Raw genomic sequence first — 23,965 nt, forward strand, 5'->3', positions numbered from 1 at the left:
ACCCCCGCCGAACGCCTCCGTGATCTACTAGCAGCCACATAGACCACCAGGTGTTGCGAGCACCCCTGGAAACCGCCGGCCTGTTCACAACCCCCAGAGGGCAGAAACGGCGATCATGCCCGGCTTCGAGGCAGGGCCAACCCCGGCGGAGCCGTTGGGCGGGACCGGCTGTGAAGTACGGTTCGGCGGTCGCGGGGCGGTTCAGGCCGGGGTCAGCAGGCAGGTGCAGGTGCCGTGGGCGACGAGCTTGCCGTCCGCCGAGGTCACGGTGCTCTCGGCGGTCGCCGTGCGGCGGCCGACGTGGACGGTCCTCGCCTCGCAGGTCAGCCTGTCCGCGGTGAGACCCACCGGGCGGACGAAATTGACCTTGAGTTCCAGGGTCGTGTAGAACGTGTCGCCCGGGAGCGTCGTGAATACGGCGCTGCCCATCGCGGTGTCCATCAGGGTCGCGATCACCCCGCCGTGCACGATGAACATGGCATTGGCGGCGGCCGGCGAGGGCCGCATGGTCCAGACGGACCGGCCGACCTCCAGGTGCTCGAGCAGGATGCCGAGCGAGCTGCCGACGCCGATGCCGTCGGCCAGGCCCTGCTCCAACAGCGCCCGCAGGTCGGCGATCCGCTGGTCCACCCCGGTCGTCTGGTCCACCTGGGTCGTCGGGCGGGCGCTGGCCTGGCCGGCGCCGTTCTGCTCGGCGATGCTGTCCTGGCGCACGAGGGCACCCCTTCCTGGCGGCGGTGGGTCGGATCGTGGTCGTCGAGGCCCACGCCCGGCACGCCAGCACGCCGGCGGACCGGCGCGGGTTCGGTCAGGCGGGCGGGGACTCAGGTGGGCCAGGACCCAGCTGGGCGTGGAGTCAGCTGGGTAGGGACTCAGCCGGGCAGGGACGCGAACGCCTCCGCCAGCAGGCGCCGCTCTTCCGCCGCGACCGAGACCGGACGGCCGGCCGCGATCCCGCCGTCGACCCCGATGTCCTGGCCGGTGACGAAAGAGGAGGCGTCCGAGGCGAGCCAGAGCGCCGCGGCGGCCACGTCCTCGACCCGGCCCACCCGCCTGATCGACTGGTGGTTTTCCAGAGCCTGGAGGAACAGCGGTTCCAGGGCGGGAGCGGTCCGGTCGGCCCGTTCGGCGTCCACGCCGGCGTTCTTGGCGAAGATCCCGGTCGGGATCGGCCCGGGCGAGATGCTGTTGACCCGGATCCCGCGCGTGCCCAGCTCGACCGCCGCCGAGCGGGTCAGCTGGAGCACCCCGGCCTTGGCCGTCGAGTAGCTGACGTCCGACCAGCCGGCCCGGTGCCCGCCGATGCTGGACATGTTGATGATGCTGCCGGCCCCCCGCGGGATCATGGCCCGGGCCGCGTACTTGATGCCGAGCAGCATCCCCCCGGCGTGGACGGCCAGCGTGTCGAGGAACGCCGCCAGGTCGGCCTCGGGCAGCGGCAGCGGCCTGCTCACGCCCAGGCCGGCGTTGTTGACCAGCGCGTCGAGGCGGCCGAACTCGTCGGTGGCCGTGGCGATCAACGCCTCGACCTCGCTCTCGACGCGGACGTCCGCCGGGACGAACCGGGCCCGCGGGCCGAGCTCGGCGGCGAACGCCTCGCCGACGTCCTTGCGCCGCCCGCCGATGATCACCGAGGCGCCGGCCGCGACGAACATCGCCGCCGTCGCGGCCCCGATCCCGCTGGTGGCGCCGGTGATCACCGCCACCTTGCCCGCGAGGGCGCCCTCCAGAACGTTCATCTTTGCCCCTCGCCTACGACGCCTGGCTGGCCGCGGGCGTGCGGCACGCGGCGACGAACCTGGTCAGCTCGTCGACCCGGTCGGTGCGGGCGTCCACCGCGCGGTTCACCACCCGGATGAGGTGCTCGTAGGCGTCGGTGTGGTCGTAGTGGGCGGCGTCGGCGATCTTCAGCGCCCAGCGCCAGTAGCCGCGCATCGTGTCGGCCAGCGGCATCCGGAAGCCCGCGACGACGTCGCGGATCGGTTCGACCACGCGGTCGCCGTGGCGGCGCAGGCTGCGTTCGACCAGGTCGGCGAAGAACGTGAAGTGCCGGGCCTCGTCCCGGCTCAGCCGGCCCAGCACCTCCACGAGCACCGGCTCGTCGACGACGGCCCGCAGCTGCTGGTAGTAGATCTGGGTCGCCTTCTCCTGGACGAGCGCGTAGGCGAACAGCGAGACCGCGTGCTCGTGGGGCAGCGTGAACGGCTTGCGCCCCTCCCGGCCCAGCTCGGCCCGCAGTCGGGCGGACTCGGACAGGCCGGCCGCGACCTGGTAGGAGAACAGGGCCCTGGCGTGGGTGTCCTCCTCCTCGGCCCAGCGCACCGTGAAGTGGTACAGCTCGCGGTTGTGGACGAAGGTGTCGAGGTCCACCGACTCGTCGAGCGGGAACCGTCGGCTGTAGAGCCCGAAGTACCCGGGCAGGTGGTCCTCGATGTAGGTGATGAAGGCGACCGCCGAGCGCTGGCCCTCGGTGAGCCGGTCGGCGTCGGCGGCCGCCCAGTCGAAGGCCGTCTCGACGTCCCAGCGCCGCCCGGCCGGCGACGAGCGCAGGAACGTCCCGACGGCGTCCGCGACGTCGCCGGGCGGCAGCAGCGGCCCGGCGGCCTGGCCCACCGGTTCCGCCGCCGCCCGTTGGGTGCTGTCCGTTCTCATCGCTGAGCCTCCCGGAGGGGCGTTCGGGTCGGCGGCCTCACCGGGACCGCTGGCAGACGAGCGCGTAGTGCTTGGTCGTGTAGCCCCAGCCGGCGTTGGCGACCTCGAGGTACCGGCGCAGGGTCGCGGCCATCCCCGGCGCGATCCGGTCGATGCTTTCGGCGTTGGCGTCGACGTTGACGATCCAGTCGTCGATCGTCTGCCGGTAGTCGTCGGTCAGGTCGTCCACGCTGATGACGGAGAACCCGGCGTCCTCGGCCGCGCGCACGAGGTCGGACAGCGGGCGCATGTCGCCCCAGCCGAAGATCGACTGGCGGACGAACTCGGTTCCGCTCCGGCGGTCGAACTCGTCGCGGGCCGCCGCGTTGCGAAAGCAGCTCTCGGAGACGTAGTACCGGCCGCCCCGGCGCAGCAGGGACCGGGCCCGGCGCATCACGTGCCCGAGGTCGGGCATGTGGACGATCGAGCCCAGCATCGTCACCGCGTCGAACGGGCCGTCGGGGAGCGCGGCGTGCTCGAAGTGGCCCTGGACGGTGCTGACCCGGTCGGCCACGCCCAGCTCGGCGGCCCGGCCGGCGATGTAGGCGTGCTGGTTGCCGGCGGGGCTGATCCCGACGACCCGCGCGGAGTACTCCTGGGCCATGAAGAGGATGAGCGCGCCCCAGCCGCAGCCGACGTCGAGCAGGCGGTCACCCGCGCGCAGGCCCAGCCGGTCGGCCACGAAGTGCAGCTTCGCGGTCTGGGCCTGGGCCAGGGTCAGGCCGGGCTCGCGGTAGTAGCCCGACGAGTACTTGCGCCTCGGGTCGAGGAACAGCCCGAAGATCCGCGGGTCGAGGTCGTAGTGCTGGTTGGTCTGCGCGGTCTCGGGCGCCGCGCTGTCGACGACGGCGCTCACACCGCCGCCGTCTCGGTGAGGGCCTGCTTCAGGACCTCGGCGACCTCGCGGATCGTCGAGGCGCCGAAGACCTCCTCGTCCTCGAGCTCGACGTCGTGGGAGCGCTCGATGCGGGCGACCACCCGCAGCACCTTCACCGAGTCGGCGCCCTCCACCGCGCGCAGGTCGGCGTCCGGCGACACCGCGTCGGGGGAGAGGCCGAGCTCCTCCGCCACGATCCCGGTGATCTCGCTGATGAGCTCGTCAGTCGACACTGACATGGGGTTCCTCCGAAAGGGTGCCGGGGCTGGTGGCGGTAGTGGCGGTTCTCGCGGCGAGCGCCCGGCGCAGCCGGTCGATCTCCGACGTGTCGAGCGACATGCGGGCGTGGGCCGCGTCGAGCGAGACGGTCTGGTAGCTGGCGGTGGCCGTGGCGACCAGGGCGCCGCCGTCCTCGCGGATCTCGGCCTCGGTGTGGACGAGCTGGCCCCCGCCGTCGCGGACCTTCGCGACGCAGTCGTAGCCGCCCCCGACGATCACGGGCAGGACGTAGCGCAGCCGCATCCCCGTGGTGAACGGGATCAGGCCGGTCCGCAGGACGACCAGGTTTCCCATGATCTCGTCGGCGATCACCCCGAGCAGCCCGCCGTGGACCACCCCCGGGTAGGACTCGTGCGCGCGGCCCAGGGAAAAGGCCGTGCGCAGGCCGTCGCCGTGGTGGGTGAACCGCAGCTGGATGCCGTGCGGGTTGTGCGGCGAGCAGCCGAAGCACCGGTAGTCCTCCAGGACGTACCAGGGCAGGCCGATGTGATCTTCGACGGTTTGGTCCTGGGCGGCGGGGTTCTCGATGACGTGGTGCTTGACGAGGTGGTCCTCGACCGTCATGCGAGCGCTTCCGCGAGCCGCCGGCGGACGCGGGCGTTGGAGCTGACGTCCATGCCGGTCAGGGCGGAGAACGCCCGGCGGATGTTGTCCTGGAGCTTCTCCAGCTCGCCGGTGCCGGCGACCTTCTCCAGGAACATCTCGAAGGCGGTGTCGATGGTCTCGTGGTCGCGCAGGGCGACCAGCTCGCTCTTGAACACGCCGACCGGGTGCTTGATCCGCTGTTCGCTGGTGTAGACGTGCAGCGTCTCCAGCACCGAGGGCAGCTCCTCGGGGTGCTGCTCCAGCCGTCGGCGGGCGAAGTGCAGGAACTCCCGTGCGTGCCCCGCCTCGTCCCGGCTGGCGTCGGTCATGATGCCGCGCAGCACCGGCTCCTCGACCCAGGCCGCGACCGCGCGGTAGACGTGGTTCACCGTGAGCTCGGAGATGATGTTCGTCGCGAGCGTGGCGCACGGCGTGGTGCCCGGGGCGTACGGCGCGCGCATCGCCTCCACCGCCGTGGTCCTGACCTGCTCGCCGACCGCGTCGAGCCAGGTCCGGAACGCGAAGTGGTGCTGGAGCTCCTCGTAGCCCCAGATCGCCACGAACGCCGAGAAGTCGTAGTCGTCGAACTCGTTGAGGAAGCCGTGCTGGGCGGCGATCGAGTTGGCCTCGCCCATGACGGCGCTCTTGGCCATGGTGACGTACTCGGGCCGGACGAGGTCCTTGCGCACCGAGTCCCACGGCACGTCGCTCAGCCGCCAGTGCTTGCGCTCGTAGTGGTGGAAGACGTCCAGGCTGTGCATCGGGCGATGTCTCCTGTCGATCGGGTCGGGTGGCGGGTGGGGTCAGGCGTCCAGTCGGGCCTCCCGGCCGAGCTCCCGGGCGGCCAGTCGCTGGAACTTCCCGCTCGACGTGCGAGGCAGGTCGTCGGGAGCGACGAGGTGGACGGCCACCCGCGCCACGCCGAGCGCGCCCGACACGGCGGCGAGCAGGTCGGCGGCGAGGCGCGCCCGGTCGGCCGGGTCCGCCAGCGCGCTCTCGCCGACGATGGTGATGCGCTCGGCGCCGTCGGCGGCGGTGTCGGCGAACGCGACGCAACGCCGGCGGTGCAGGCCGGGAAAGTCCCGGATCACGCTCTCGGCGTCCTCCGGGTAGAAGTTCGCCCCGCGCACGATGATCATTTCCTTGCGGCGTCCGGTCACGTACAGCTCGCCCGCGTGCTGGAAGCCGAGGTCGCCGGTGCCGAGCCAGCCGTCCGCGTCGGGCACCGGCGCGGGCGGGGCGCCGGGGGAGGTGAGGTAGCCGGCGGTGATCGGATCGCCGGCGATCTCGATCTCGCCGACCGCCCGTTCGGCGGCCTGGCCGCCGCGCTCGTCGACGACCCGGACCCGCACCCCGGGGACCGGTCCGCCGAGCGACGGAAGCCCGCGTGCCCGCGGGTCGTCCCTGGCCACCTCGACCGCGACGGCGCCGGCGGCCAGCCGGTCGCGGTCCACCCACAGCGCCGTCGGAGCCCGGCCCAGGGGCGGGAAGGTGACCGCGAGCGTCGCCTCGGCCATGCCGTAGACGGGCAGCATCGCGCTCGGCGCGAAGCCGGCGGGGGCGAAGTGCTCGAGGAACTGCTCGAGGCCCGCCATCGGGATCGGCTCGGCCCCGTTGAGGGCGACCCGCCAGCGGCTCAGGTCGAACCGGCCCACCTCGGCGCGCGGGACCGCCTCGGTCAGGGCCTCGTACCCGAAGCTTGGCGCCGGGGAGATCGTCCCGCCGCGGGCCGCGAGCTCGGCCAGCCAGCGGGCCGGGTCCTTCACGAACGAGCCGGGTGACCACACCGTCATGGGGATCCCGGCGAACATGCCCGCGAGGGTGCCGAACAGGCCCATGTCGTGGAACATCGGCAGCCACAGGGCGCCGTGGTCCTCGCGCGGACGGATCTCGAGCCCCGTGGCGATCGCGGCCAGCCCGGCGAGGACGTTGCGATGGGTCAGCCGCACCCCCTTCGGGGCCGCCGTGCTGCCCGAGGTGAACTGGACGACCGCGAGATCGTCGGGCCCGGCGGCGGGCAGCCGCGCCGGGCCGGACGGGCCAGCGCCGTCCGCGAGGCTCCCGACCGGGATCAGCTCCACGTCGGGAAGCGCCCCGGCCAGCCGGCTCGCCATCCCGCCGAGGCCGCCGTCCACCAGGATTCGGCGGATGCCGGCGGCCGCGACGATTCCGGACAGGCGGGCGGCGTAGCCGGACAGGTCGCGGGCCGAGGTCGGCAGCGGAAGGGGGCAGGCCGCCGCGCCCGCGCCCAGGGCCGCGAACAGCGCGACCAGGAAGTCCGGGCCGTTGCGGCTGAGCACCCCGATCCGGTCGCCGCCCTCGACCCCGCGACCGGCCAGCGCGACGGCCGCGGCGCGGGCCGCCGCGTCCAGCTCGCGGACCGAGAGGTCCCGGCGGACGGAGGGGAACGACAGGGGGCACTCGGGATCGGCGGCGACGGCCGCCGCCAGGGCGTCGGTGAGGGTACCGACCCGACTGGCGAGCATGCGGGGTTCCTTTCTCGTGAGGACCGGCACGCGGATCTCATGCGGACCGGCACGCGACGGGCTCGGGGCGACGGGCGCGGCCGGCGCGGTGTGGGGCGCCGCCGGCCGCGCGGCCCGGGCGTCAGCCGGCGGTGCCTGGCGTGTTCACCAGCAGGGCCCGTGGGCCTCGCAACGCCGCGTTCGGCCGGTACTCGATGTCCTCGGTCACCAGCGACAGGTCCCCGCCGCGCCGCGCCAGGGCGCCGATGGCGGCCTCCGCCTGGATCCGGGCGAGCGGCGCGCCCAGGCAGTAGTGCGTCCCGAGCGCGAAGCCGAGGTGGCGGCGCGCCGGTGGGGACGCCGCGTACCGGGTGACGTCGAACCGGTCCGGGTCGGCGAAGGCCGTGGGGTCGCGATGCCCGGAGGCGCTGAGCACGACCACGCCGTCGCCGCGCCGGAACGGGCGCCCACAGACAGTCGTGTCGGCCAGCGCCACCCTGGTGACGAACTGGGACGGCGGGTCGAAGCGGATCATCTCCTCGATCGCGGCCGGAAGAATCTCGGGCCGCTCCCGCAGCAGCGCCAGCTGGTCGGGGTGGCGCAGCAGCGCCAGCACCCCGTTCGCGATCAGGTTGGCCGTGGTGTCGAGCCCGGCCGCCAGCAGCAGCCCGCACAGCTCGATGACCTCCCGCTCGGTCAGGACCTCCTGGTCGCGCTGGCTGGTGACCAGCCGGCTCAGCAGGTCGTCGCGCGGCAGGGCGCGCCGCGTCGCGGCCAGCTCGAACAGGTACCGGCCGAGGTCGCGGGCGGCGGCCGTGCGGACCACGATGTCCGCCGGCGTGAGCAGGTAGTCGGGGTCGGTGCCGCGGGCGATGCCCCCTATCCAGCTCACCAGGGACGGCCCGTCGGCGGTCGGGACGCCGAGCAGGCGGCACATGACGGCCAGGGAGAGCGGCCTGGCCAGGTCCTCCACGATGTCGAGGCCGCCGGCGGCGACCGCCTGGTCGAGCAGCCGGTCGACGACCAGGCGGACGAACGGCGCCTCGGCCAGGCTCGCCCGCGGGGTGAACGCCCTGCTGACCAGCCCGCGCAGCCGGGTGTGCTCGGGCGGGTCCATCCCCAGGAACGAGCCGCCGGGCACCTCGCCTGGGGCGACGCCCGGGCGGAACGGGTTCAGCCCCTCGGTGTATCCCCGCCCCCACTCGGCGCCCTGCAGGACGGCGGAGCAGCCCTCGTACGTGGTCGCCACCGTCACCCGGGCGGCGCCGAGGCGGACCGGGCAGAACGGCGCCGTCTCCCGCAGCACCCGGTACCGCGGATAGGGGTCGGGCCGGTGCTCCAGGTCGAAGGCGTCGAACTCCACGATGTTCTCGTCGAGGGCGACGTCTCCGTCGAGGGCGGCGCTGGCCCCGACGGGGACGTCGGTCTCGGTGCTCGTCACCGCGTGTCTCCTTCTGCTGGTGGCGCTGCTGGCGGCGTGCCGACGCGGTGGTCAGACCTCGAAGCGGACCGGCAGTTCCGCGATGCCGCGGACGACGATGTTCGGCCGGTAGGGCGGCGGGTCGGCCAGCAGCGTCATGACCGGGGCGCGGCGAGCGAGCTCGCGCAGCATGCACTCCATCTCCAGGCGGACCAGCGGCGCGCCGATGCAGTAGTGCAGGCCGACGCCGAAGCCGAGATGGCGGGGGACGGACGCCGACTGGGCGTAGCGGGTGAGGTCGAGCCGCTCCGGGGTGTCGAAGGCACGCGGGTCACGGTTCGCCGAGGCGAGCAGGATGAGAACGCCGTCGCCCTCCTTGAAGCTGTGGCCGGCGATCTCCATGTCCTTGACGGCCATGCGGGTCGTCGCGTGCGACGGGCCGTCGTAGCGCATCAGCTCGTCGACCGCGGGCAGCGCCAGCTCGGGGTTCGCGCGCAGCAGCGCGAACTGGTCCGGGTTGCGAGCCAGCGAGAGCACGCCGTTGGCCAGCAGGTTCACCGTGGTCTCGTGCCCGGCGACCAGCAGCACGGTGAGCGTGGCGATCATCTCGCCGGTGCTCAGCCGGTCGCCCTCCGCCTCGACCTGGGCTAGGGCCGTGACGAGGTCGTCCTTCGGGCGGGCCCGCCGCTCGGCGACCAGCTTCTCGAAGTAGTCGCGGAAGTGCGCGGCCCCGTCCACGCGCGCCTGCAGCTCCTTCGGGGTCAGCAGGGTGTCGGGGTCCAGGCCGCGGGCGATGCCGGCGGACATGGCGCGCACGGAGGCGTGGTCCTCGGGCGGCACCCCGATCAGCTCGGCGATCATCGTCAGCGGCAGCGGGTAGGCGACGTGCTCCACCACGTCGGTCTCGCCCGCCCGGATCGCGTCGTCCACGATCTCCCGGGCGACCTCCTCGACCCGCGGGCGCAGGGACTCCAGTCCACGGGCCGTGAACGCCTTGGTCACCAGGCGGCGCAGCCGGGTGTGGTCCGGCGGCTCCATCCACAGGAAGGACGCGGGCAGGTCCGAGCCGTCGCTGTCCGGGTGCAGGAACGCGGGCTCGTTGGCGTGGCTCCACGCGGAGTCCTGCAGGATGGCGTCGGCCTCGGCGTACCGCGAGACGATCTGAAGGCTGAACGGCCCGGGCACGAACGGCCCCGCCTCGCGCAGCACCTCGTAGGCGGGGTACGGATCGTGCCGGGTCTCCGGCACGAACGAGGCGAGGATCGCCTCCTCGACGGAAAGCGGGCCGGCCGGGTCCGGCGTGGCGGTCGGCGCCACCGTGGCGTGCGTTGTCATGAGGTTCCTCTCGTGCGGATCAGCCGACGAAACAGACCGGGTTGACGGCGGAGTCCCCGCGCCGGGAACTCGTCGTACATTTCGCGCGAGTGTGTGGGAAGGTTTATGCCGTTGATGCGGGCGGGTCGCCGGTCGAGGTGACGGCGGAACGGTTGACTCCGGGCGCGGCGGACGAGAAATAGCCGGCCGCCGCGAGATGGAGCCCAGGGCCGAATGTCGCCGCGGCCTGGGGCGCGAGCGCCGGTTTGGCACCCGTAGAATCTGGTTCGAGTCTCTGTCGCGTCCCTGACGTCCGTCAAGCCCGATGGGATCGATGCAATAGATCCATCGCCGCCGCGGCCGTCGCCCGGAAAAGTGGTGCACGGATTAAAGGAATGTGTCGGCGCACGGCAACGGAGAATTTCCCTCCGGGAAACCGGCGGGTGTGCCGTCCGTGTGCCGAGTGCCCGGTCTCCTCGCCCGACCGAGCCGCCCGGTCGGCCCGCCCGGGGCGCCCCGGCCGCGCCGAGGTTCGCCCCCGCCCGGCATCGAGCATGATCGCCGTTTCTGCCCTCGGGAGGTCGTGGACGAGGCCTGGTCACGACACCGCGGGGGCAGAAACGGCGATCACGCGTGGCGGGCCGACGCTGGCGGTCGCGGCACTAGCGTTTCGAGATGCCCCGGTCCGCGTCGTCGGCGCCCGGCTCGCCGGTCCGGGGGCCCAGCCGGCGTCCCCCGTCCGCGTCGAAGAGATGGACCCGCGCGGCGGGGACGCGTACCCACAGCACGTCCCCGACCGCGGGCACGTGGTCGCCGCCGCGGATGCTCACCGCCCACTGGCCGCCCTCGGGGCCGACGCAGGTCACGACGGTGCCGTCGCCGGTGAACTCGACGACGTCCGCCACGCCGCGCAGGAGGGCTCCCGGTTCGGCGGGGGCCTCGGGGTCCCCGTTCCCGCCCGCGGTGACGTCCGCGTCGTCGCCCGCGGTGGCGTCGGGCGGTGCGCATACCACCCCGTCGGCCGGTCGCCAGCCCAGCAGGACCGGCTCGGGCGGGGGCGTACCGGGCAGCCGCGCCGCGAGGCCCTGGCCGGCCAGGACCCGCCCGTCACCGGTCGGCGCGACGGCATGCAGGTTCATCGGCGGGCTGCCCAGGAAGGTCGCCACGAACGTGTCCGCCGGGTACCGGTACACCGCCTCGGGCGGGCCGGTCTGGACCACCCTGCCGTGGTTCATGACGACCAGGTTCGTGCCCATCGACAGCGCCTCGAGCTGGTCGTGGGTGACCAGGACCGCGGTGTTGCCGAGCTCCCGGTGCAGCCGGACCAGCTCGGCCCTGGCCCGCTGGCGCAGCTGGGCGTCGAGGCTCGACAGCGGCTCGTCGAGGAGCAGGACCGCCGGGCGGCGCACGATCGCCCTGGCCAGCCCCACCCGCTGGCGTTCCCCGCCGGACAGCTGCCGGGGCAGCCGCCGGCGCAGGTCGCTCAGCCCGAGCATCGCGCAGACCTCGGCCACCCGGGTCGAGATCTCCGCCCGGCTCGGGCCGGAACGCCGGTCGTGCCTGGCCGCGAGCCTCAGCCCGAAGTCGATGTTGCGTTCCACCGTCATGTGCGGGTACAGCGCGAAGTCCTGGAAGACCAGGGCCACCCCGCGCTGGCCCGGCTCCAGGCCGGTCACGTCGACGCCGCCGAGCAGCACCTGTCCCTCGTCGGGCCGCTCCAGCCCGGCGACGACCCGCAGCCCGGTCGACTTCCCGCAGCCCGACGGGCCGACCACGACGGTGAAGGAGCCGGCCGGGATGTCCAGGCGCGGCACGTCGAGCGCGAGGTGGGTGCCGTAGCGTTTCACGACGCCCGCGAGCGTGATGCCGCCCGGCGCGGCGCCGGCCGGGTCGGCCTCCGGCCGGGACGGCGCCGCGGGCCTCGGGGCCGGCGGCGGGATCGGGGCGGGGACGTCGTCCCGGCCGGAGGTGGTCGTCTCGACGATGTGCGTCATCTGAGTCCGCTGTGCATGAAGGCGTCGGTGACGCGGCGGGAGGCGAGGAGATAGGCGGCGACGACGGGCAGGGTGGCCAGCATCGAGCCGGCGAGCAGGGGGCCGTACGCCGAGCCCTCCTGGGTGAGGAAGAAGGCGAGGCCCGGCTGGATTGTCGTGTCCTCCATTCCCGGCGCGATGAGGCTCGGCCACAGGTACTCGTTCCAGGAGGTGATGAACAGCAGGATCGACACCGCGCCCAGGGCGGGCCGCAGCAGCGGCAGGACCACCATCCGCAGCGCCTCCCCGGGCCGGGCGCCGTCGAGGACGGCCGCGCCCAGCACCGTCGCCGGGACGGCCCGGATGTGGTCGCGCAGCAGCATCACCGCCAGGCCCGTGCCGACCAGCTGCGGCAGGATCAGGCCGGGGTAGGTGTTGCGCCAGCCCAGCTCGGTCACCATCAGGAACAGCGGGATGATCAGCGACTGCGGCGGGACGAGCAGGGTGACCACGATCAGCGCCTCCACGGCCCGGTGCCCCCGGGGCGGGAAGCGCGCCAGTGCGTAGGCGCCGGGCACGGCGAACAGGAGCTGCAGCAGCGTCGCCCCGGCCGCCATCACGGTGGTGTTGAGCAGCAGGCGCCAGACCGGGAAGTCCTGGGTCGCCACCCGGTAGTTGTCCAGGGTCGCCGGCCAGGGCAGCGGGTTCTCGTCGAAGACGCCGCCCGGGGTCTTGAACGACACCGCGAGCGCCCACAGCACCGGCAGGACCATGACCGCCACGGCGGCGAGCAGGAAGGCGTGGTGCGCGACCGTCCGGGCGATCCGGCGGCCGGTCCCGCGCCGGGCCGGCACCGGCGCGGGGGCGAGCTGCGTGGGGGCGACCAGGGTGGGGGCGACCAGGGCGGGCGCCGGTCGCGCGTCGGTTCGGCTAGGTGACGACACGCTGCCTCCGTCCGGTCAGGAGCAGCCCGAGTCCCAGCACCACAGCGAGCCCGGCGGTGATGACGACCGCGGCGGCCGAGGCCGTGCCCGCGTCGAAGAAGGCGAACGCGTAGAGGAACATCCGGTAGTAGACGTTGTCGGTCGAGCCGTCGGGGCCGCCCTGGGTCAGCACGGCGACGTTGGAGAAGATCCACGGCCAGGTCACGACGAGGGAGAGCAGGCCGAGCAGGACGAGGGCGCGGCGCAGGTGCGGCAGCACGAGATGCCGGGTGATGTCCCACTCGGTCGCGCCGTCCAGCGCGGCCGCCTCGAGCAGGCCGCGGTCCAGGGTGGCCAGGGCCGCGCCGAACAGCAGCGTGTTCAGGGCGACGACCTTCAGCGCGGTTATCAGGACGATGACGTAGAGCGCGCTGGACGGGTCGCCCAGCCAGTTGCGCGGGTCGAGGCCGAACCAGCCCAGCGCCACGTTGACGAGCCCGGACAACGGGTCGAGCAGGAACTGCCAGACGACGGCCGTCGCCACCGGCGCCAGCACGACCGGCAGGAACAGCAAGGTGCGGTAGACGTTGCTGACCCGGCCGGGCCGCTTCCACAGGGCGACGGCCAGCGCCATCGGCACCAGCGTGGCGAACGGCAGCATCGCCGCCGCGTAGACGAGGGTGTTGCGGACGGCTTCGCCGAACCGCGGATCGTCCGTCAGCAGGGTGTAGTTGTCCGTACCCACCCAGGACGGGTGCGGCGCGGTCAGGTTCCAGTCCATGAAGCTCAGGACGCCGGTGAAGACGAGCGGCCCGTACACCCAGACGAGCAGCGCGACGATCACCGGGGCCAGGTAGAGCCAGGGACGGGCGCGGTCACGCAGACGGCCGGACGGGGGAGCGTGGCTGACGCCACGCCCCCCCGCGACCTGCGACAGCTGGGTCATTCGGCTACTTCTGGGCGAGGAAGCCGCGGATGTCGCCGGCGACCGCCGACAGGGTCGCCGCCGGGTCGGCCCCCCGCAGGACGATCGGCTCGATCGCCTCGTCCTGGAGGGTGACGACGGCCTTGCTCGCGTTCTTGCCGGTGAACGACTGGTAGGGGCTGACGTCGTCAAGCTGCGCCAGAGCCGGCGAGAGCAGGTCGTTGGACGCGAAGTACGGCGCGAGGTACTTGGGGTCCGTCGCGAGCGCCGGTCGCAGGGGCAGGTAGCCGATCTGCGACGTGATGATCGTGAATCCCTCGGCCGAGGTCAGGAACTTGATGAACTCCCAGGCCGCCTGCTGGCGCGCCGGGTCCTTGGCCAGGACGGCGAGCCCGGCGCCGGAGTAGGTCGGGGCCGCCGGCTTGTCCCCGAAGCTCGGGAAGCCGGTGGTGGCCAGCTCGAACTTGCCGTCGGCGGCCTTCTGCAGGCTGGCCGCGATCGCGGTGCTGCCGATCAGCATGGACAGCTTGCCGGCGGAGAAGGCGGCGACGGCGTTCGTCGCCGCGATCGCGGGCTGGGCGCCGGACGAGGTCAGGTCCGCCACGGTGGCCAGGGCGCTGACGGCCGCGGGCTGGTCGAAGGCCGGCATGCCGTCGGCGCCGACCTCGCGTCCGCCGTTGCTGGCGATCACGGACTGCGTCATGTAGTCGGACTTGCCCGGGTCGGCGACGGCGAGGTAGACGCCCTCGGCGTCGGTCTTGTCCGTGACGGCGAGCGCTGCGGCCTTGACCTCGGCGATGGTCGTCGGCGGCTTGGCCGGGTCGAGGCCGGCCTGGCGGAACAGGTCCGCGTTGTAGAAGATCACCGGGATCGAGATGGTGTAGGGGACCGCCTTCACCTTCCCGTCCACCGCGACGGCGGACAGCAGGTTCTCGGAGAACCCTTCCATGGCGGCGTCCCAGTCGGCCGCCGGCGGGATGTCCTGCACGGGCACGATGGGCAGCAGCTCGTAGGCGGCCGCCATCTTGCTCCAGCCGATCTGGGCGACGTCCGGCGGGGAGCCGGCCGCGGTGTCCGTCTGCAGCCGCGTCAGCACGTCGGCCACCGCCACGCCCTGGGGCTTGATGGTGATGTTCGGGTGCGCCTTCTCGAACGCGTCGATCAGGGCCTGCGTCCCCTGGCCGCCGATGTCCGGCGTCCCGTAGTTGTACGAGAGGAAACTGATCGTGATCGGCTGGTCCGAGCTGGAATCCGTGCCGGCGTCGGCGGCGGGGGAGTCCGCTCCACCGCAGGCCGTCAGCGCGGCCAGCGTCGTCGCGGCGATCAGGGCGATACCGGCTCTGGGCGAGCGCCGCAGGCGCGTTGCCATGCGTACCGGGTTCATCGGTAGTCCCTCCCTGGGGACGAGATTTCGTAGGTTCGGCCGGGAGCGGCCAGGTGCACGGGACCGTGGAAGGAGCGTTCGGCGTCGGCCTTGCGCGCCTTCAGCCAGGTCTCGTCGGCGGTGATGAAGTGGGTCAGCACGAGCTGCCGCGCGCCCGCGTCGGCGGCCGCCCGGCCGGCCTCGGCCGCGCACAGGTGGCCGTGCGAGGTCACCTCGGGCAGTTCGAGGGTCGCCTCGGACAGGAACAGGTCGACGCCCTGGGCCAGCGGCACGAGGTCGGGTGTGTAGGCGGTGTCGCCGGTGAAGGCGAGTGATCCTTCCGGGCTCTCGATGCGCGTCCCGCAGTTGGGCAGCGAATGGTTGAGCGCGTGCATGCTGATCTCGCAGTCACCGACGGTGAACGTGTCGCCGGGCTCGTACTCACGGACGTCGAAGGCGACGTCGAACGACCGGTCCAGCATCGGGAACGACGGGACCGGAAAGGCCGAGGCGAGAATGTCGAGCCTGGCCCGGCCCCCCTTCGGGACGTAGAGGGGAACCGGTGGCCACTCGACGCGGGCCGCGTCTGGCAGGGTGGGCAGGTTTGCTGGGTCGCGGAGGCGGCCGGAGAGCAGGGTCTTGCCGACGGTCAGCAGGTCGTAGCAGTGGTCCGCGTGCAGATGACTGATTATTATCGCGTCGAGGTCGCTCGGGTGCGCGACGGAGCTGAGTGCCGTGGCCGCCCCTGGGCCGCAGTCCAGCAAAATACGGGCCGACGTGGTCGAGACGAGGTAGCTGGAGCTGGCCTGGCCATCCGCGGGCATTCCCTGACGGCAGCCAAGAACGGTTAACCGCATGCGTGATCCCATTTCTCCGGGCGCGGCGCCGGTCGATGTCGACCGGCTGACTCCGGGGAAATGGTCCCAGTGTGGAAACTAGCCTTCAATCACGATCTGGCGATGGATCGATTGTATGTCGGATTTCGTGTGTCGCCGGATACGCCCGGTCGTCCGTGGGCGTTACTGTTGGTGGTCATGCTCGGTCGGCCCGTCTCCGGTGGGCTGGGCGGGTATGCGCACCGCCCGGTCACGCGGTGGCGACGGGAAGGGGGCGGCCGCCGCCAGGCTGTTGAGGAACGCGCCGACGGCCGGCCGCGGGTCCGGGCGCCACACGGCCCACACGCCGACCTGGGGGACCGGGTCGACGACGCGCACCGAGACCAGGTCCTCGGTCGGCCGCCGGGGCCGGGCGTCCGAGATGAACGCGACGGCCTGCAGCGTCTCCACCATCACCGCGGTGGCGCCGCTGTCCTCCACCTCGGCCACGACCGTCAGCGGAACCTCGCAGCGTTCGGCCGCCGCGAAGACGGCGTCATGCATGGCTGGGCTTCGTTCCCGGCGCAGGAGCACGATCGGCTGGTCGACCAGTTCGCGGAAGGAGACCTGGTCGCGTCCGGCCCAGGGGTGGTGGCGGGCGACCATCGCGGCGAGCGCGGCGGTCGACACCCGCTGGGACAGTAACGGCCTGGGGGGAACGCCGGAGAAGACGAGCGCCACGTCGATCTTGCCTTCCGACAAGGACGACAGGTGCTGACCGCTCAGGCCCTCCCACAGGGTCGTCGACAGCTCTGGGCAGTCGGCCCGCAGACGCCGCAGGGTCGGCCGGAGAACCTGCTGCCCGGCGGCGAAGTTGAAACCGATATTGATCGTTCCGAGCCGGCCGGCCGCGGCCTCGCGCGCTGTCTCCACGGCCCGCTGGGCGTGTTCCAGCACCTGCTCGGCCTCGACCCGGAATGCCTGCCCGGCCTGGGTCAGCCGTACCTCGTGCGAGGTCCGGGTGAACAGCGCCACGCCGAGCTGGCGTTCGAGGCGCTGCAGCTGCTGACTCAGCGAGGGCTGTCCGATGAACAACTTGGCGGCGGCGCGTCCGAAATGTTGCTCCTCCGCCAGTGCCAGGAAGTAGACCAGATGTCGGAGTTCGAGCTTGGTCTCCATGACACCTCCCGGCCCAACTGTAGGCAGGGCGGCACAACCGCGGGTGAAATGGACATGGAGAGAAGTTGGCTTCTGCCACGGAACCCCGCGTGCTCCGTCACGGAGCTCATCCGGCGGCCTGCCGCGTACTTCGCCGCGAGCCGGAGTCACGGGGGAGCAGCTGGGCCAGGCCGGCGACGAGCAGGCTGATCGCCGCGAGGACGAGCAGGCTGGCCTCGAAGGCGTCCGCCACCGACCCGCCCCCCTGGCGAACCGCGAAGAACACGGCGCCCAGCACCGCCGCGCCGACGGAGTTCCCGACCTGTTGCGCGGCCGCGAGCACGCCGGACCCGGCGCCGGCGATCTCCGGTCGCACCCCGAGCAGGACCGAGGAGATCAGCGGGCCGGTCACGAGGCCCTGACCGGCGCCGTCGAGGACCAGCGCCACCGCGACCCAGCGCAGGTCGCCGCTGGTCCCGTGCTCGCGGACGACCACCCACAACATCATCAGGCCCAGCACGCGCAGCCCGGCACCGAGCGCCAGCCCCTGGCGCCCGAGGCGGGCCGACAGCCGGCTCGCGGCCAGGGAGGTCACGAGGAAACCCCCGCCGAGGGCGCTGAAGACGAGGCCGGCGCGAAGCGGGCTCAGGTGCCGGCCGTCCTGCAGGTACAGCGCCAGGACGAAGAACCACGACGCGACGCTCGCGTAGAACGTCACGACGTTGACCAGCCCGGCGACGAAGGCGCGCTCGGCGAACAGCGCGGGCGGCAGGATCGGGTTCCCGCCGCGGGCCGCGGCCCGCCGCTGCGTCCACGCGAGGACCGCGAACAGCCCGGCCGCGCCGGCCAGGCATCCCCACGTCCACGGCGGCCAGCCGTCGTGCGGGCCCTCGACGAGCGGCAGCACGACGGCGACGAGCGCGACGGTCACCACCGCGGCGCCGGCGAGGTCCAGGCGAGGCGGCGCGCCCCGGACCCGTCCGGCCGGCACCCGGCGCCGGGTGAGGGCGAGCGCGGCGAGCCCGATCGGCACGTTGACCAGAAAGCAGGTCCGCCAGCCGAGACCGGCCGGGTCGGCGGCTATCAGGCCGCCGCCGACGATCTGCCCGGCGACCGCGCCGCCGCCGAGCGTCAGGGCATAGGCGGTGTAGGCGCGGGCGCGCGCGGCGCCCTCGTAGGCCAGGTTGATGATCGCCGTCACCTGCGGGACCAGCGCCGCCGCGGCCAGCCCCTGCCCGACCCGGGCGGCGATCAGCGTCGTCATGTCGGCCGCCACGCCGCACAGGACCGACGCCGCGGTGAACAGCGCGAGGCCCCACGCGAACACCCGGCGCCGCCCGACGCAGTCGCCGAGCCGGCCAAAGGTGATCATCGCGGCCGCGAACGCGAGGCTGTACCCGGTGACGAGCCATTCGAGGCCGCTCGGCTGGGCGTGGAACTCGCGCTCGATCGCGGGAATCGCGGCGTTGACGATGAAGACGTCGAGCACCACCATGCCGACGCCGGACAGCAGGACGGGCAGCACCGCTCGGCCGGCCGGCGGGTCGTCCGGACGCACCGTGCGCGAGGCCGGAGCTTCGGACGCAGTGGCGGACATGTTCGCATCATGCGGGCGGGGCGCCGCCGGGCCAGCCATCCCGAGCCACCAGATCGGACTGGATCGATCGCAGGTTGACCGGGGCCGCGCGGTGGCAATCCAGGCTGTGGCCGGCCTCGCCCAGGTCGGCGGCTGAAACAGCCGGGCCGGCTCGGCTTTCCCGGGCAAGGAGATGGCAGGTTCAGGGGCTGCGAATGGCGAGCAGGCAGAGGTCGTCCTCGCGCGCCGCGGAGCCGGCCACGTCGGTGACAAGCCGGTCGCAGAGCTCGTCGAGGCCGCCGGTGCTGGCTGTCAGGCCCGTGGCCGCGGCCGCGGCGAGGGTTTCGAGCCGGTCGGTGAGCGAGACGTCGCGGCGTTCCACGAGCCCGTCGCTGTAGAACAGGAGGCGGCTGGCGGGCGGCAGGGTGATGGTTCTCTGGCCGTATCTGTGCCCGGGTTCGACGCCGAGCATCGGGCCGTGCACGTCGTCGAGGTAGCGGGCGTCGGTCTCGGTGAGCAGCAGCGGCGGTGGGTGGCCGGCGCATGACCAGGTAAGTCGCCGGGTGCTCGAGGCGAGTGTGGCGACGATCGCGGTGGCGAGGGTGTCGTCCTGCGCGGTGAGGAGGTTGGCGGAAAGCTGCGTGGTGATGGCGGCCGGGCTGCGCCCCTCGAGGGCGTAGGCGCGGGCGGCGTGCCGCAACTCGGCCATGGCGGAGACGGCGGGCAGGCCGTGGCCGCCGACGTCGCCGATGACCAGGGTGAGGGTGCCGTCGTGGCGCACGGCGGCGTCATACCAGTCGCCGCCGATGTCCGCGTCGGGGCCGGCTGGCAGATACCGGGCGACGATGTCCATCCCGGGCAGGTCGGGCAGAGTGCGCGGCAGGATCGCGCGTTGCAGGGTTTCCACGATGGAGCGTTGCCGTTCGTGCAGCGTGGCCCGTTCGACCGCCTGGGCGTAGACGCTGGCCAGGGTGCGCAGGTAGGCGCGTTCCCCCTCGTCGAAGGGCCGCGGCGTGGACCAGCCGAGTGACAGGACGCCGATGATGCGACCGGACACGATCAGTGGCAACGTCGCCGTCGCGTCGATGCCGATCGCGGCGAAGACCTCGCGGCGGTCTGGATAGTCGGTGAGGTAGGTGGTTCTGGTCGGGTCGAAGCGCGGCCGCCCGGTCCGTAGGATCTCGCCGGCCGCCGCCGGGCCGGGATTGCGGGCGCGTACCCATATGTCGGTGAATACCGGCTGGTTCAGCGTGGGCCAGGCCAGGACGCGGCTGGGCGACCCGTCGTCGTTGAAGAGGACAAATCCCGCGAAGGTGACGGCCGCGTCCGCGGCGGCCGTCCGGAAGGCCACGTCGGCCACGTCGTCGACCGTCAGCACCGTGCCCAGGGCGCTGGTGGCCGCGAGCAGCCGGCGTGACCTCACCAGCGCCTGTGACAACGACGAGATCAGCTTGTTGGAGGTAGGCGTCCGCGCCTGTTCGGCGGAGGCCTCCGTGGAGACATCGCCGCCGGATGCCTCCACGCGGCCGACCGCGCGGCCGGGTGCGGGCCGGTCGGGTGCCACGGGCCACCTGGCCCGCCTTGGTTCCCCCATGACCTGCCCTCCTCGGGAGCGAGGTCGGCACGGACGCGGACGACAAGCCGTCCGGACGACACGAACAGTGACTCATGATAACAATGGGTTACGATAGTCGGTCTGTGTGAGCGTCGCCTCGCCGCCACCGTCTCGGTACCCGAGGTCCCGGCGGACGCCGTCTCGATCATGATTTCGTAGCGGCCACCGCTTGATGTTCTCGATGCCAGGCTGGTGGTCCTCGGCGCGGGGAGTGTCGGTCGTCAGTGCGGCTCGGACGACGATCAGCGCCTACCGGCCGACAACGCCCGTGGTGCCTGCTGGAAGGTACGTTCACGCAGGCTCGAGGCGGCGCTCGCCGGGCTCGCCCACGCCATCTGGCACTAGGCCGGCCGCGGCACCGCCCGCCCTGGCTCGCCGCGACGCAACGGGCCCCGGAGCTGCGCGGACTCGTCGGACCCGCGGCGGTCGCCAAGTCGACGCCAGAAAGATCGACCGCACCAGAGGGTGACTCTTCGCGGCGTGACAGTCCCGTTCAGCGGTTCTCGATGAATGCCTTGAACCGCTTCAGATCGGCCTTGACCCGCCACTCGTCGGCGCCGATGGCCGAACCGACCTTCTCGGCGACGCCTGCGGGCTGCCAGTCCAGCTGGATCGTTACCCGGGTCTCGTCGGCATCGAGCCGGTGAAACGTCACTGCTCCGGCGTGGGTAGGACCCTCGGTGCTCCTCCAGGCGACTCTTTCGTCCGGCAGCTGCTCGGTGATGACCGCGTCGAACTCACGACGCTGAACGCCCGCCGTGATGCGCCAGCGCAGGTGGGTGTCGTCGAGCTGCTCGACGGACTCCACCCCCTTCATGAAACGCGGCAAGGACCCGAACTGGGTCCACTGGTCGTAGGCGGTACGCACCGGCACGGCTACGTCGATCGACGCCGTGACTGTGCTGGCCATCAGCTCACTCCTCCGGCGCTCACATGACCACCACGACCTCCCCGCCCCGCCACCGACAACACCGGCCGCCATCGATCGACCAGGTGACGCGACGTGGCACCCGACCGCAACGCGACCGCGGGCGCTGGTGCACGGGCGGATGCCATGGTGCGCGCTGGTGGCCGAGGCATGATCGAATGATGCCTCGGTGGTGCAGCCGCACGACAGCCAGCACAGTCGGCGTGTGCTCAGAGGAGGGCGACGAGGCGGCCGGTGACCTTGTTGGCGGCCAGGTCGGCGAGGCCGCGGGGGATGTCGTCGAACGTGATCTCGGTGACGGCGGGGTCGAGACGGCCGGCGGCGACGAACTGGTAGAGCTCGGCGATGTCATCCTTGGTGCCGCCGCGGGAGGCGAGCAGTCTGGACTTGCGGCCGACCATGTCGGCGAGCGGGATCATCGCCTCGCTGACGCCGAGGCCGACCTGGACCACGGTTCCGTCGAAGCCGACGGCGCGCAGAGCGCCGGCCGTCGTCGTGCCGAATCCGGCGTAGTCGACGATGAGGTCGAAGTTCTGGTTCTCCCACTCGGCAACGTCGGCGACGACCTGCGTGACGCCGAGGCGTTCGGCGAGCGGCCAGACGTCCTTCTTCGGCTCGGCGACGTGCACGTCGGCACCCAGGACGACGGCGACCCGGGCGGCGATCTGGCCGAGGCCACCGAGGCCGATCAAGCCGACTTTCATACCGGCGGTCGCCCCGCCGCGGCGCACGAGCGCGTGGTACGACGTCATGCCGGCATCGGTCATCATCGCGCCGAGGGCCCAGCTGACCGTGTCCGGGACCGCGACCAGGTCGTCCGCCGGCGACAGGTGCTTCGTGGCGAAGCCGCCGTCGTAGTGGAAGCCCGGGCAGCGCATCGTGTTCGATGGGCAGACGGCCACCCGGTCACCGATCTTCCACTCGGTGACGTCGGGACCCACGGCGGACACGAAGCCAGCCAGCTCATGGCCCATGATCGTCCCGAGCAGCCAGTCGGCGCCGTGGCTTTCGATCTCCATGATGTCGGAGTGGCACAGCCCTGATCCCTTGACGTCGAGGACGACCTCGCCCGGGCCGGGCTCGGGATCCTCCTTCTCGACCAGCCGCGGTGGTTTGCCGAACTCGACGAGTTGCCATCCCCTCACAGGTGCCTCATCTCCTCTCGCCATGCGTCTTCGCGAACTTTTCGCCTCCGTGGTGCCTACGGGTGGCCCTGCTGGGCGGCATCACGGGCCGTGCGGCGCCGTCCTCTTGACGAGGAACCGGGTCGTCAGGTCGTCAAGGTTCATGACGGTCCCCTGCGGCTCCGATGTGACCGTGTCGCGCGACACGGCGAGGTGACGGTCCGAAACGGTTCCGGGGCCGCTCAGCTGTCCGCCCCTGGCTTGACGTATTCGAAGGAGACTCGCATGAGTCGCATCGTCGGGGTCGGGTTCATCCGCAGGGTCTCGGACATTTTTAACTCGCCGGCGGCGGAGGCGGCCTTCACTCGGCCGAGGATTTCTTCCGGGTCTCCCTCGATCACGTACTGCGCGATGTACGGTCCGTCATCGTCGACCGGCTCGAGCCGGCGACCCGAGAGGTAGCCATCGAAGGCGACCATCTCAGGGACGTGCACCTCGTTGTACCAGCGGTTGAACTCGGCCACAATTGCCGGGTCGCGGCTCACAGGGCCTGACTCCACGTGCAGGATCCAGCGCGGGAGCTGATTGTTCGCCACGATCTCCTCGTTTCTTGGCATCTGTTGGTCTGCCGTCGCTCGCCCGACGCCAGGTCGCCGACGGTCGCGTCGGTGGCCGTCGGGGCGCGGGCGATGGTTGCGTCAGGTGCGCGGGATCCAGCCGCCGTCGATGTTGAGGGTGTGGCCGGTCACCCAGTCGCTGCCGGGGCCGACCAGGTAGAGCAGGCCGGGGACCAGGTCCTCCGGGTCACCGAACGGGAACGGGATCGACTTCTCGATCATCGCTCGAAGCGCCGGCGGCGCGGCGACCGCTCCGGCCTCGGTGTTCACGTAGCCCGGCGCGATGGCGTTTACCCGGATGCCGAACGACGCCAGTTCACGGGCCAGCGACAGCGTCATGCTCACGATGCCGAGCTTGCTGATGCCGTAGGCGTTGGCTCCCATGAAAGCGCCGCCCGAGGACTGGTTGACCACCTTTCCATAGCCCCTTTCCCGCATGTAGGGCACGACCGCGCGGACGCACAGCAACGGTCCGGTGAGGTTCACGGCCATCGTGCGGTTCCACATGTCGATCGACATGGTGGTAAGCGTTCCCTGGCCAACGATCTCGGCCATCAGCGCCGCATTGTTCACCAGGATGTCCACCGACCCGAACTGCTCCGCCGCCGTGGCGGCCATCGCGTTCGCGCTCTCCTCGTCGGAGACGTCCGTACGCACCGCGAGCACCTGATGCCCCGCGTCGGTCAACTCCTTCGCGGCGGCCTGGGCGCCATCGATGTTGATGTCGGCCAGGACCACCGCGGCGCCGGCCTCGGCGAGTCCCTTCGCGTAGGCCCTGCCAATCCCGCCACCCGCCCCCGTGACGATGGCGACCTTTCCCTCCAACATGGGGCTGCCTGACATTGCGGATCCTCCTCGCGGGCCGCGACTGAGAGAAAGTCAGCCGGCGAGACGCGAACGACCGTGGTCGATCCGCCTGCCGCTGAGGGCTGTTCGGTGGCAGTCGGAACGGGCGTCCTCGACGCGCGGTGAAGACCGGCGCCTCGGCTGAAGGCAGGCTGCCGCCGAGGGCGCTGGCGCCACGGTGCTCATGCCCTGCTCCGGCCCGGCGGCGGACCAGAGCTGATGGACCGGGCGCCTGGTACGAAGTCGGGCCGGGCCGCCGGTCCGATCCGGTACTCGGGGATTCGTGCGGGCCAGGCACGCGGCGTGCTGTCGCGCCCGGACGCCTCGGCCATTCTCTGCTCCCTGCCTACCTGTCTGCTGCTCGGACGGGTCCCACCGCCATGGCTCGACCGCCCGCGTCGGCCCGCGGATCTCCATCGACGTCGCCATCGGTTCGGCCGCCACGACCGACCCGTGCCGTGGCCGCGGGGC

At 72.3% G+C, this 23,965-nt stretch carries 22 protein-coding genes; all 22 read right to left on the minus strand.

Features of this window, described 5'->3' with window-relative positions:
• Nucleotides 1-201 precede the first annotated feature (201 nt).
• The 22 genes from I6A81_RS30545 to I6A81_RS30650 all read right to left on the minus strand — a co-directional run bounded on the left by I6A81_RS30545 (nt 202) and on the right by I6A81_RS30650 (nt 23,491).
• Nucleotides 202-714 (minus strand): PaaI family thioesterase, encoded by a 513-nt coding sequence (locus I6A81_RS30545; protein WP_203001046.1) that lies wholly within the window; start codon nt 712-714, stop codon nt 202-204.
• Between the two features lie 158 nt (nt 715-872).
• A complete protein-coding gene (locus tag I6A81_RS30550; protein ID WP_203001044.1) occupies nt 873-1,739 on the minus strand; it encodes an SDR family NAD(P)-dependent oxidoreductase in 867 nt (288 codons plus the stop codon).
• Nucleotides 1,740-1,752: 13 nt separating this feature from the next.
• Complete coding sequence (locus tag I6A81_RS30555) at nt 1,753-2,652, minus strand: acyl-ACP desaturase (RefSeq protein ID WP_203001042.1); 900 nt, start codon at nt 2,650-2,652, stop codon at nt 1,753-1,755.
• Nucleotides 2,653-2,689: 37 nt separating this feature from the next.
• Nucleotides 2,690-3,547, minus strand: a complete 858-nt coding sequence (locus I6A81_RS30560) for an SAM-dependent methyltransferase (protein WP_203001040.1) — start codon at nt 3,545-3,547, stop codon at nt 2,690-2,692.
• Nucleotides 3,544-3,807, minus strand: coding sequence for an acyl carrier protein (locus I6A81_RS30565; RefSeq protein ID WP_203001038.1), 264 nt, complete (start codon nt 3,805-3,807; stop codon nt 3,544-3,546). Before I6A81_RS30565 ends, I6A81_RS30560 begins: the two co-directional genes overlap by 4 nt.
• Nucleotides 3,791-4,411, minus strand: a complete 621-nt coding sequence (locus I6A81_RS30570) for a PaaI family thioesterase (protein ID WP_203001036.1) — start codon at nt 4,409-4,411, stop codon at nt 3,791-3,793. Before I6A81_RS30570 ends, I6A81_RS30565 begins: the two co-directional genes overlap by 17 nt.
• On the minus strand, nt 4,408-5,193 hold the full coding sequence (locus I6A81_RS30575) for a ferritin-like domain-containing protein (protein WP_203001034.1): 786 nt from the start codon (nt 5,191-5,193) through the stop codon (nt 4,408-4,410). Before I6A81_RS30575 ends, I6A81_RS30570 begins: the two co-directional genes overlap by 4 nt.
• A 42-nt stretch (nt 5,194-5,235) precedes the next feature.
• Nucleotides 5,236-6,918 carry an AMP-binding protein gene (locus tag I6A81_RS30580; RefSeq protein WP_203001032.1) on the minus strand — a complete coding sequence of 561 codons (1,683 nt, stop codon included), beginning with the start codon at nt 6,916-6,918 and terminating at the stop codon, nt 5,236-5,238.
• Nucleotides 6,919-7,039: 121 nt separating this feature from the next.
• The gene (locus I6A81_RS30585) at nt 7,040-8,338 is read right to left on the minus strand and encodes a cytochrome P450 (protein ID WP_307875018.1); all 1,299 of its coding nucleotides are present in this window, start codon (nt 8,336-8,338) and stop codon (nt 7,040-7,042) included.
• A 51-nt stretch (nt 8,339-8,389) separates the two neighbouring features.
• Entirely contained in the window at nt 8,390-9,652 is a 1,263-nt protein-coding gene (locus tag I6A81_RS30590; protein WP_203001030.1) for a cytochrome P450, read from the minus strand.
• Nucleotides 9,653-10,293: 641 nt separating this feature from the next.
• Nucleotides 10,294-11,625, minus strand: coding sequence for an ABC transporter ATP-binding protein (locus I6A81_RS30595; protein WP_203001028.1), 1,332 nt, complete (start codon nt 11,623-11,625; stop codon nt 10,294-10,296).
• Nucleotides 11,622-12,548: a carbohydrate ABC transporter permease gene (locus I6A81_RS30600; RefSeq protein ID WP_203001026.1), complete on the minus strand. Its 927-nt coding sequence runs from the start codon at nt 12,546-12,548 to the stop codon at nt 11,622-11,624. The genes I6A81_RS30595 and I6A81_RS30600 overlap by 4 nt, the downstream gene beginning before the upstream one ends.
• Complete coding sequence (locus I6A81_RS30605; protein ID WP_203001024.1) at nt 12,535-13,473, minus strand: carbohydrate ABC transporter permease; 939 nt, start codon at nt 13,471-13,473, stop codon at nt 12,535-12,537. The genes I6A81_RS30600 and I6A81_RS30605 overlap by 14 nt, the downstream gene beginning before the upstream one ends.
• Before the next feature lie 4 nt (nt 13,474-13,477).
• Nucleotides 13,478-14,836 carry an ABC transporter substrate-binding protein gene (locus I6A81_RS30610; RefSeq protein WP_203001022.1) on the minus strand — a complete coding sequence of 453 codons (1,359 nt, stop codon included), beginning with the start codon at nt 14,834-14,836 and terminating at the stop codon, nt 13,478-13,480.
• A complete protein-coding gene (locus I6A81_RS30615) occupies nt 14,833-15,672 on the minus strand; it encodes an MBL fold metallo-hydrolase (RefSeq protein ID WP_203001020.1) in 840 nt (279 codons plus the stop codon). Before I6A81_RS30615 ends, I6A81_RS30610 begins: the two co-directional genes overlap by 4 nt.
• A gap of 162 nt (nt 15,673-15,834) precedes the next feature.
• Entirely contained in the window at nt 15,835-16,809 is a 975-nt protein-coding gene (locus I6A81_RS30620; RefSeq protein WP_203001018.1) for a LysR family transcriptional regulator, read from the minus strand.
• 106 nt (nt 16,810-16,915) lie between these two features.
• The gene (locus I6A81_RS30625; RefSeq protein ID WP_203001016.1) at nt 16,916-18,385 is read right to left on the minus strand and encodes an MFS transporter; all 1,470 of its coding nucleotides are present in this window, start codon (nt 18,383-18,385) and stop codon (nt 16,916-16,918) included.
• Nucleotides 18,386-18,566: 181 nt separating this feature from the next.
• Nucleotides 18,567-19,928: a PP2C family protein-serine/threonine phosphatase gene (locus I6A81_RS30630; RefSeq protein ID WP_307875019.1), complete on the minus strand. Its 1,362-nt coding sequence runs from the start codon at nt 19,926-19,928 to the stop codon at nt 18,567-18,569.
• A gap of 544 nt (nt 19,929-20,472) precedes the next feature.
• Nucleotides 20,473-20,889 carry an SRPBCC family protein gene (locus I6A81_RS30635; protein ID WP_203001012.1) on the minus strand — a complete coding sequence of 139 codons (417 nt, stop codon included), beginning with the start codon at nt 20,887-20,889 and terminating at the stop codon, nt 20,473-20,475.
• 227 nt (nt 20,890-21,116) lie between these two features.
• Nucleotides 21,117-22,052, minus strand: a complete 936-nt coding sequence (locus tag I6A81_RS30640; RefSeq protein ID WP_203001010.1) for a zinc-binding dehydrogenase — start codon at nt 22,050-22,052, stop codon at nt 21,117-21,119.
• Between the two features lie 221 nt (nt 22,053-22,273).
• Nucleotides 22,274-22,627, minus strand: coding sequence for a DUF4286 family protein (locus I6A81_RS30645; RefSeq protein ID WP_203001008.1), 354 nt, complete (start codon nt 22,625-22,627; stop codon nt 22,274-22,276).
• A 102-nt stretch (nt 22,628-22,729) separates the two neighbouring features.
• Nucleotides 22,730-23,491, minus strand: a complete 762-nt coding sequence (locus I6A81_RS30650) for an SDR family oxidoreductase (RefSeq protein ID WP_238428484.1) — start codon at nt 23,489-23,491, stop codon at nt 22,730-22,732.
• Nucleotides 23,492-23,965: the final 474 nt, after the last annotated feature.

Source organism: Frankia nepalensis, from assembly GCF_016786325.1.
GTDB lineage: Bacteria > Actinomycetota > Actinomycetes > Frankiales > Frankiaceae > Pseudofrankia > Pseudofrankia nepalensis.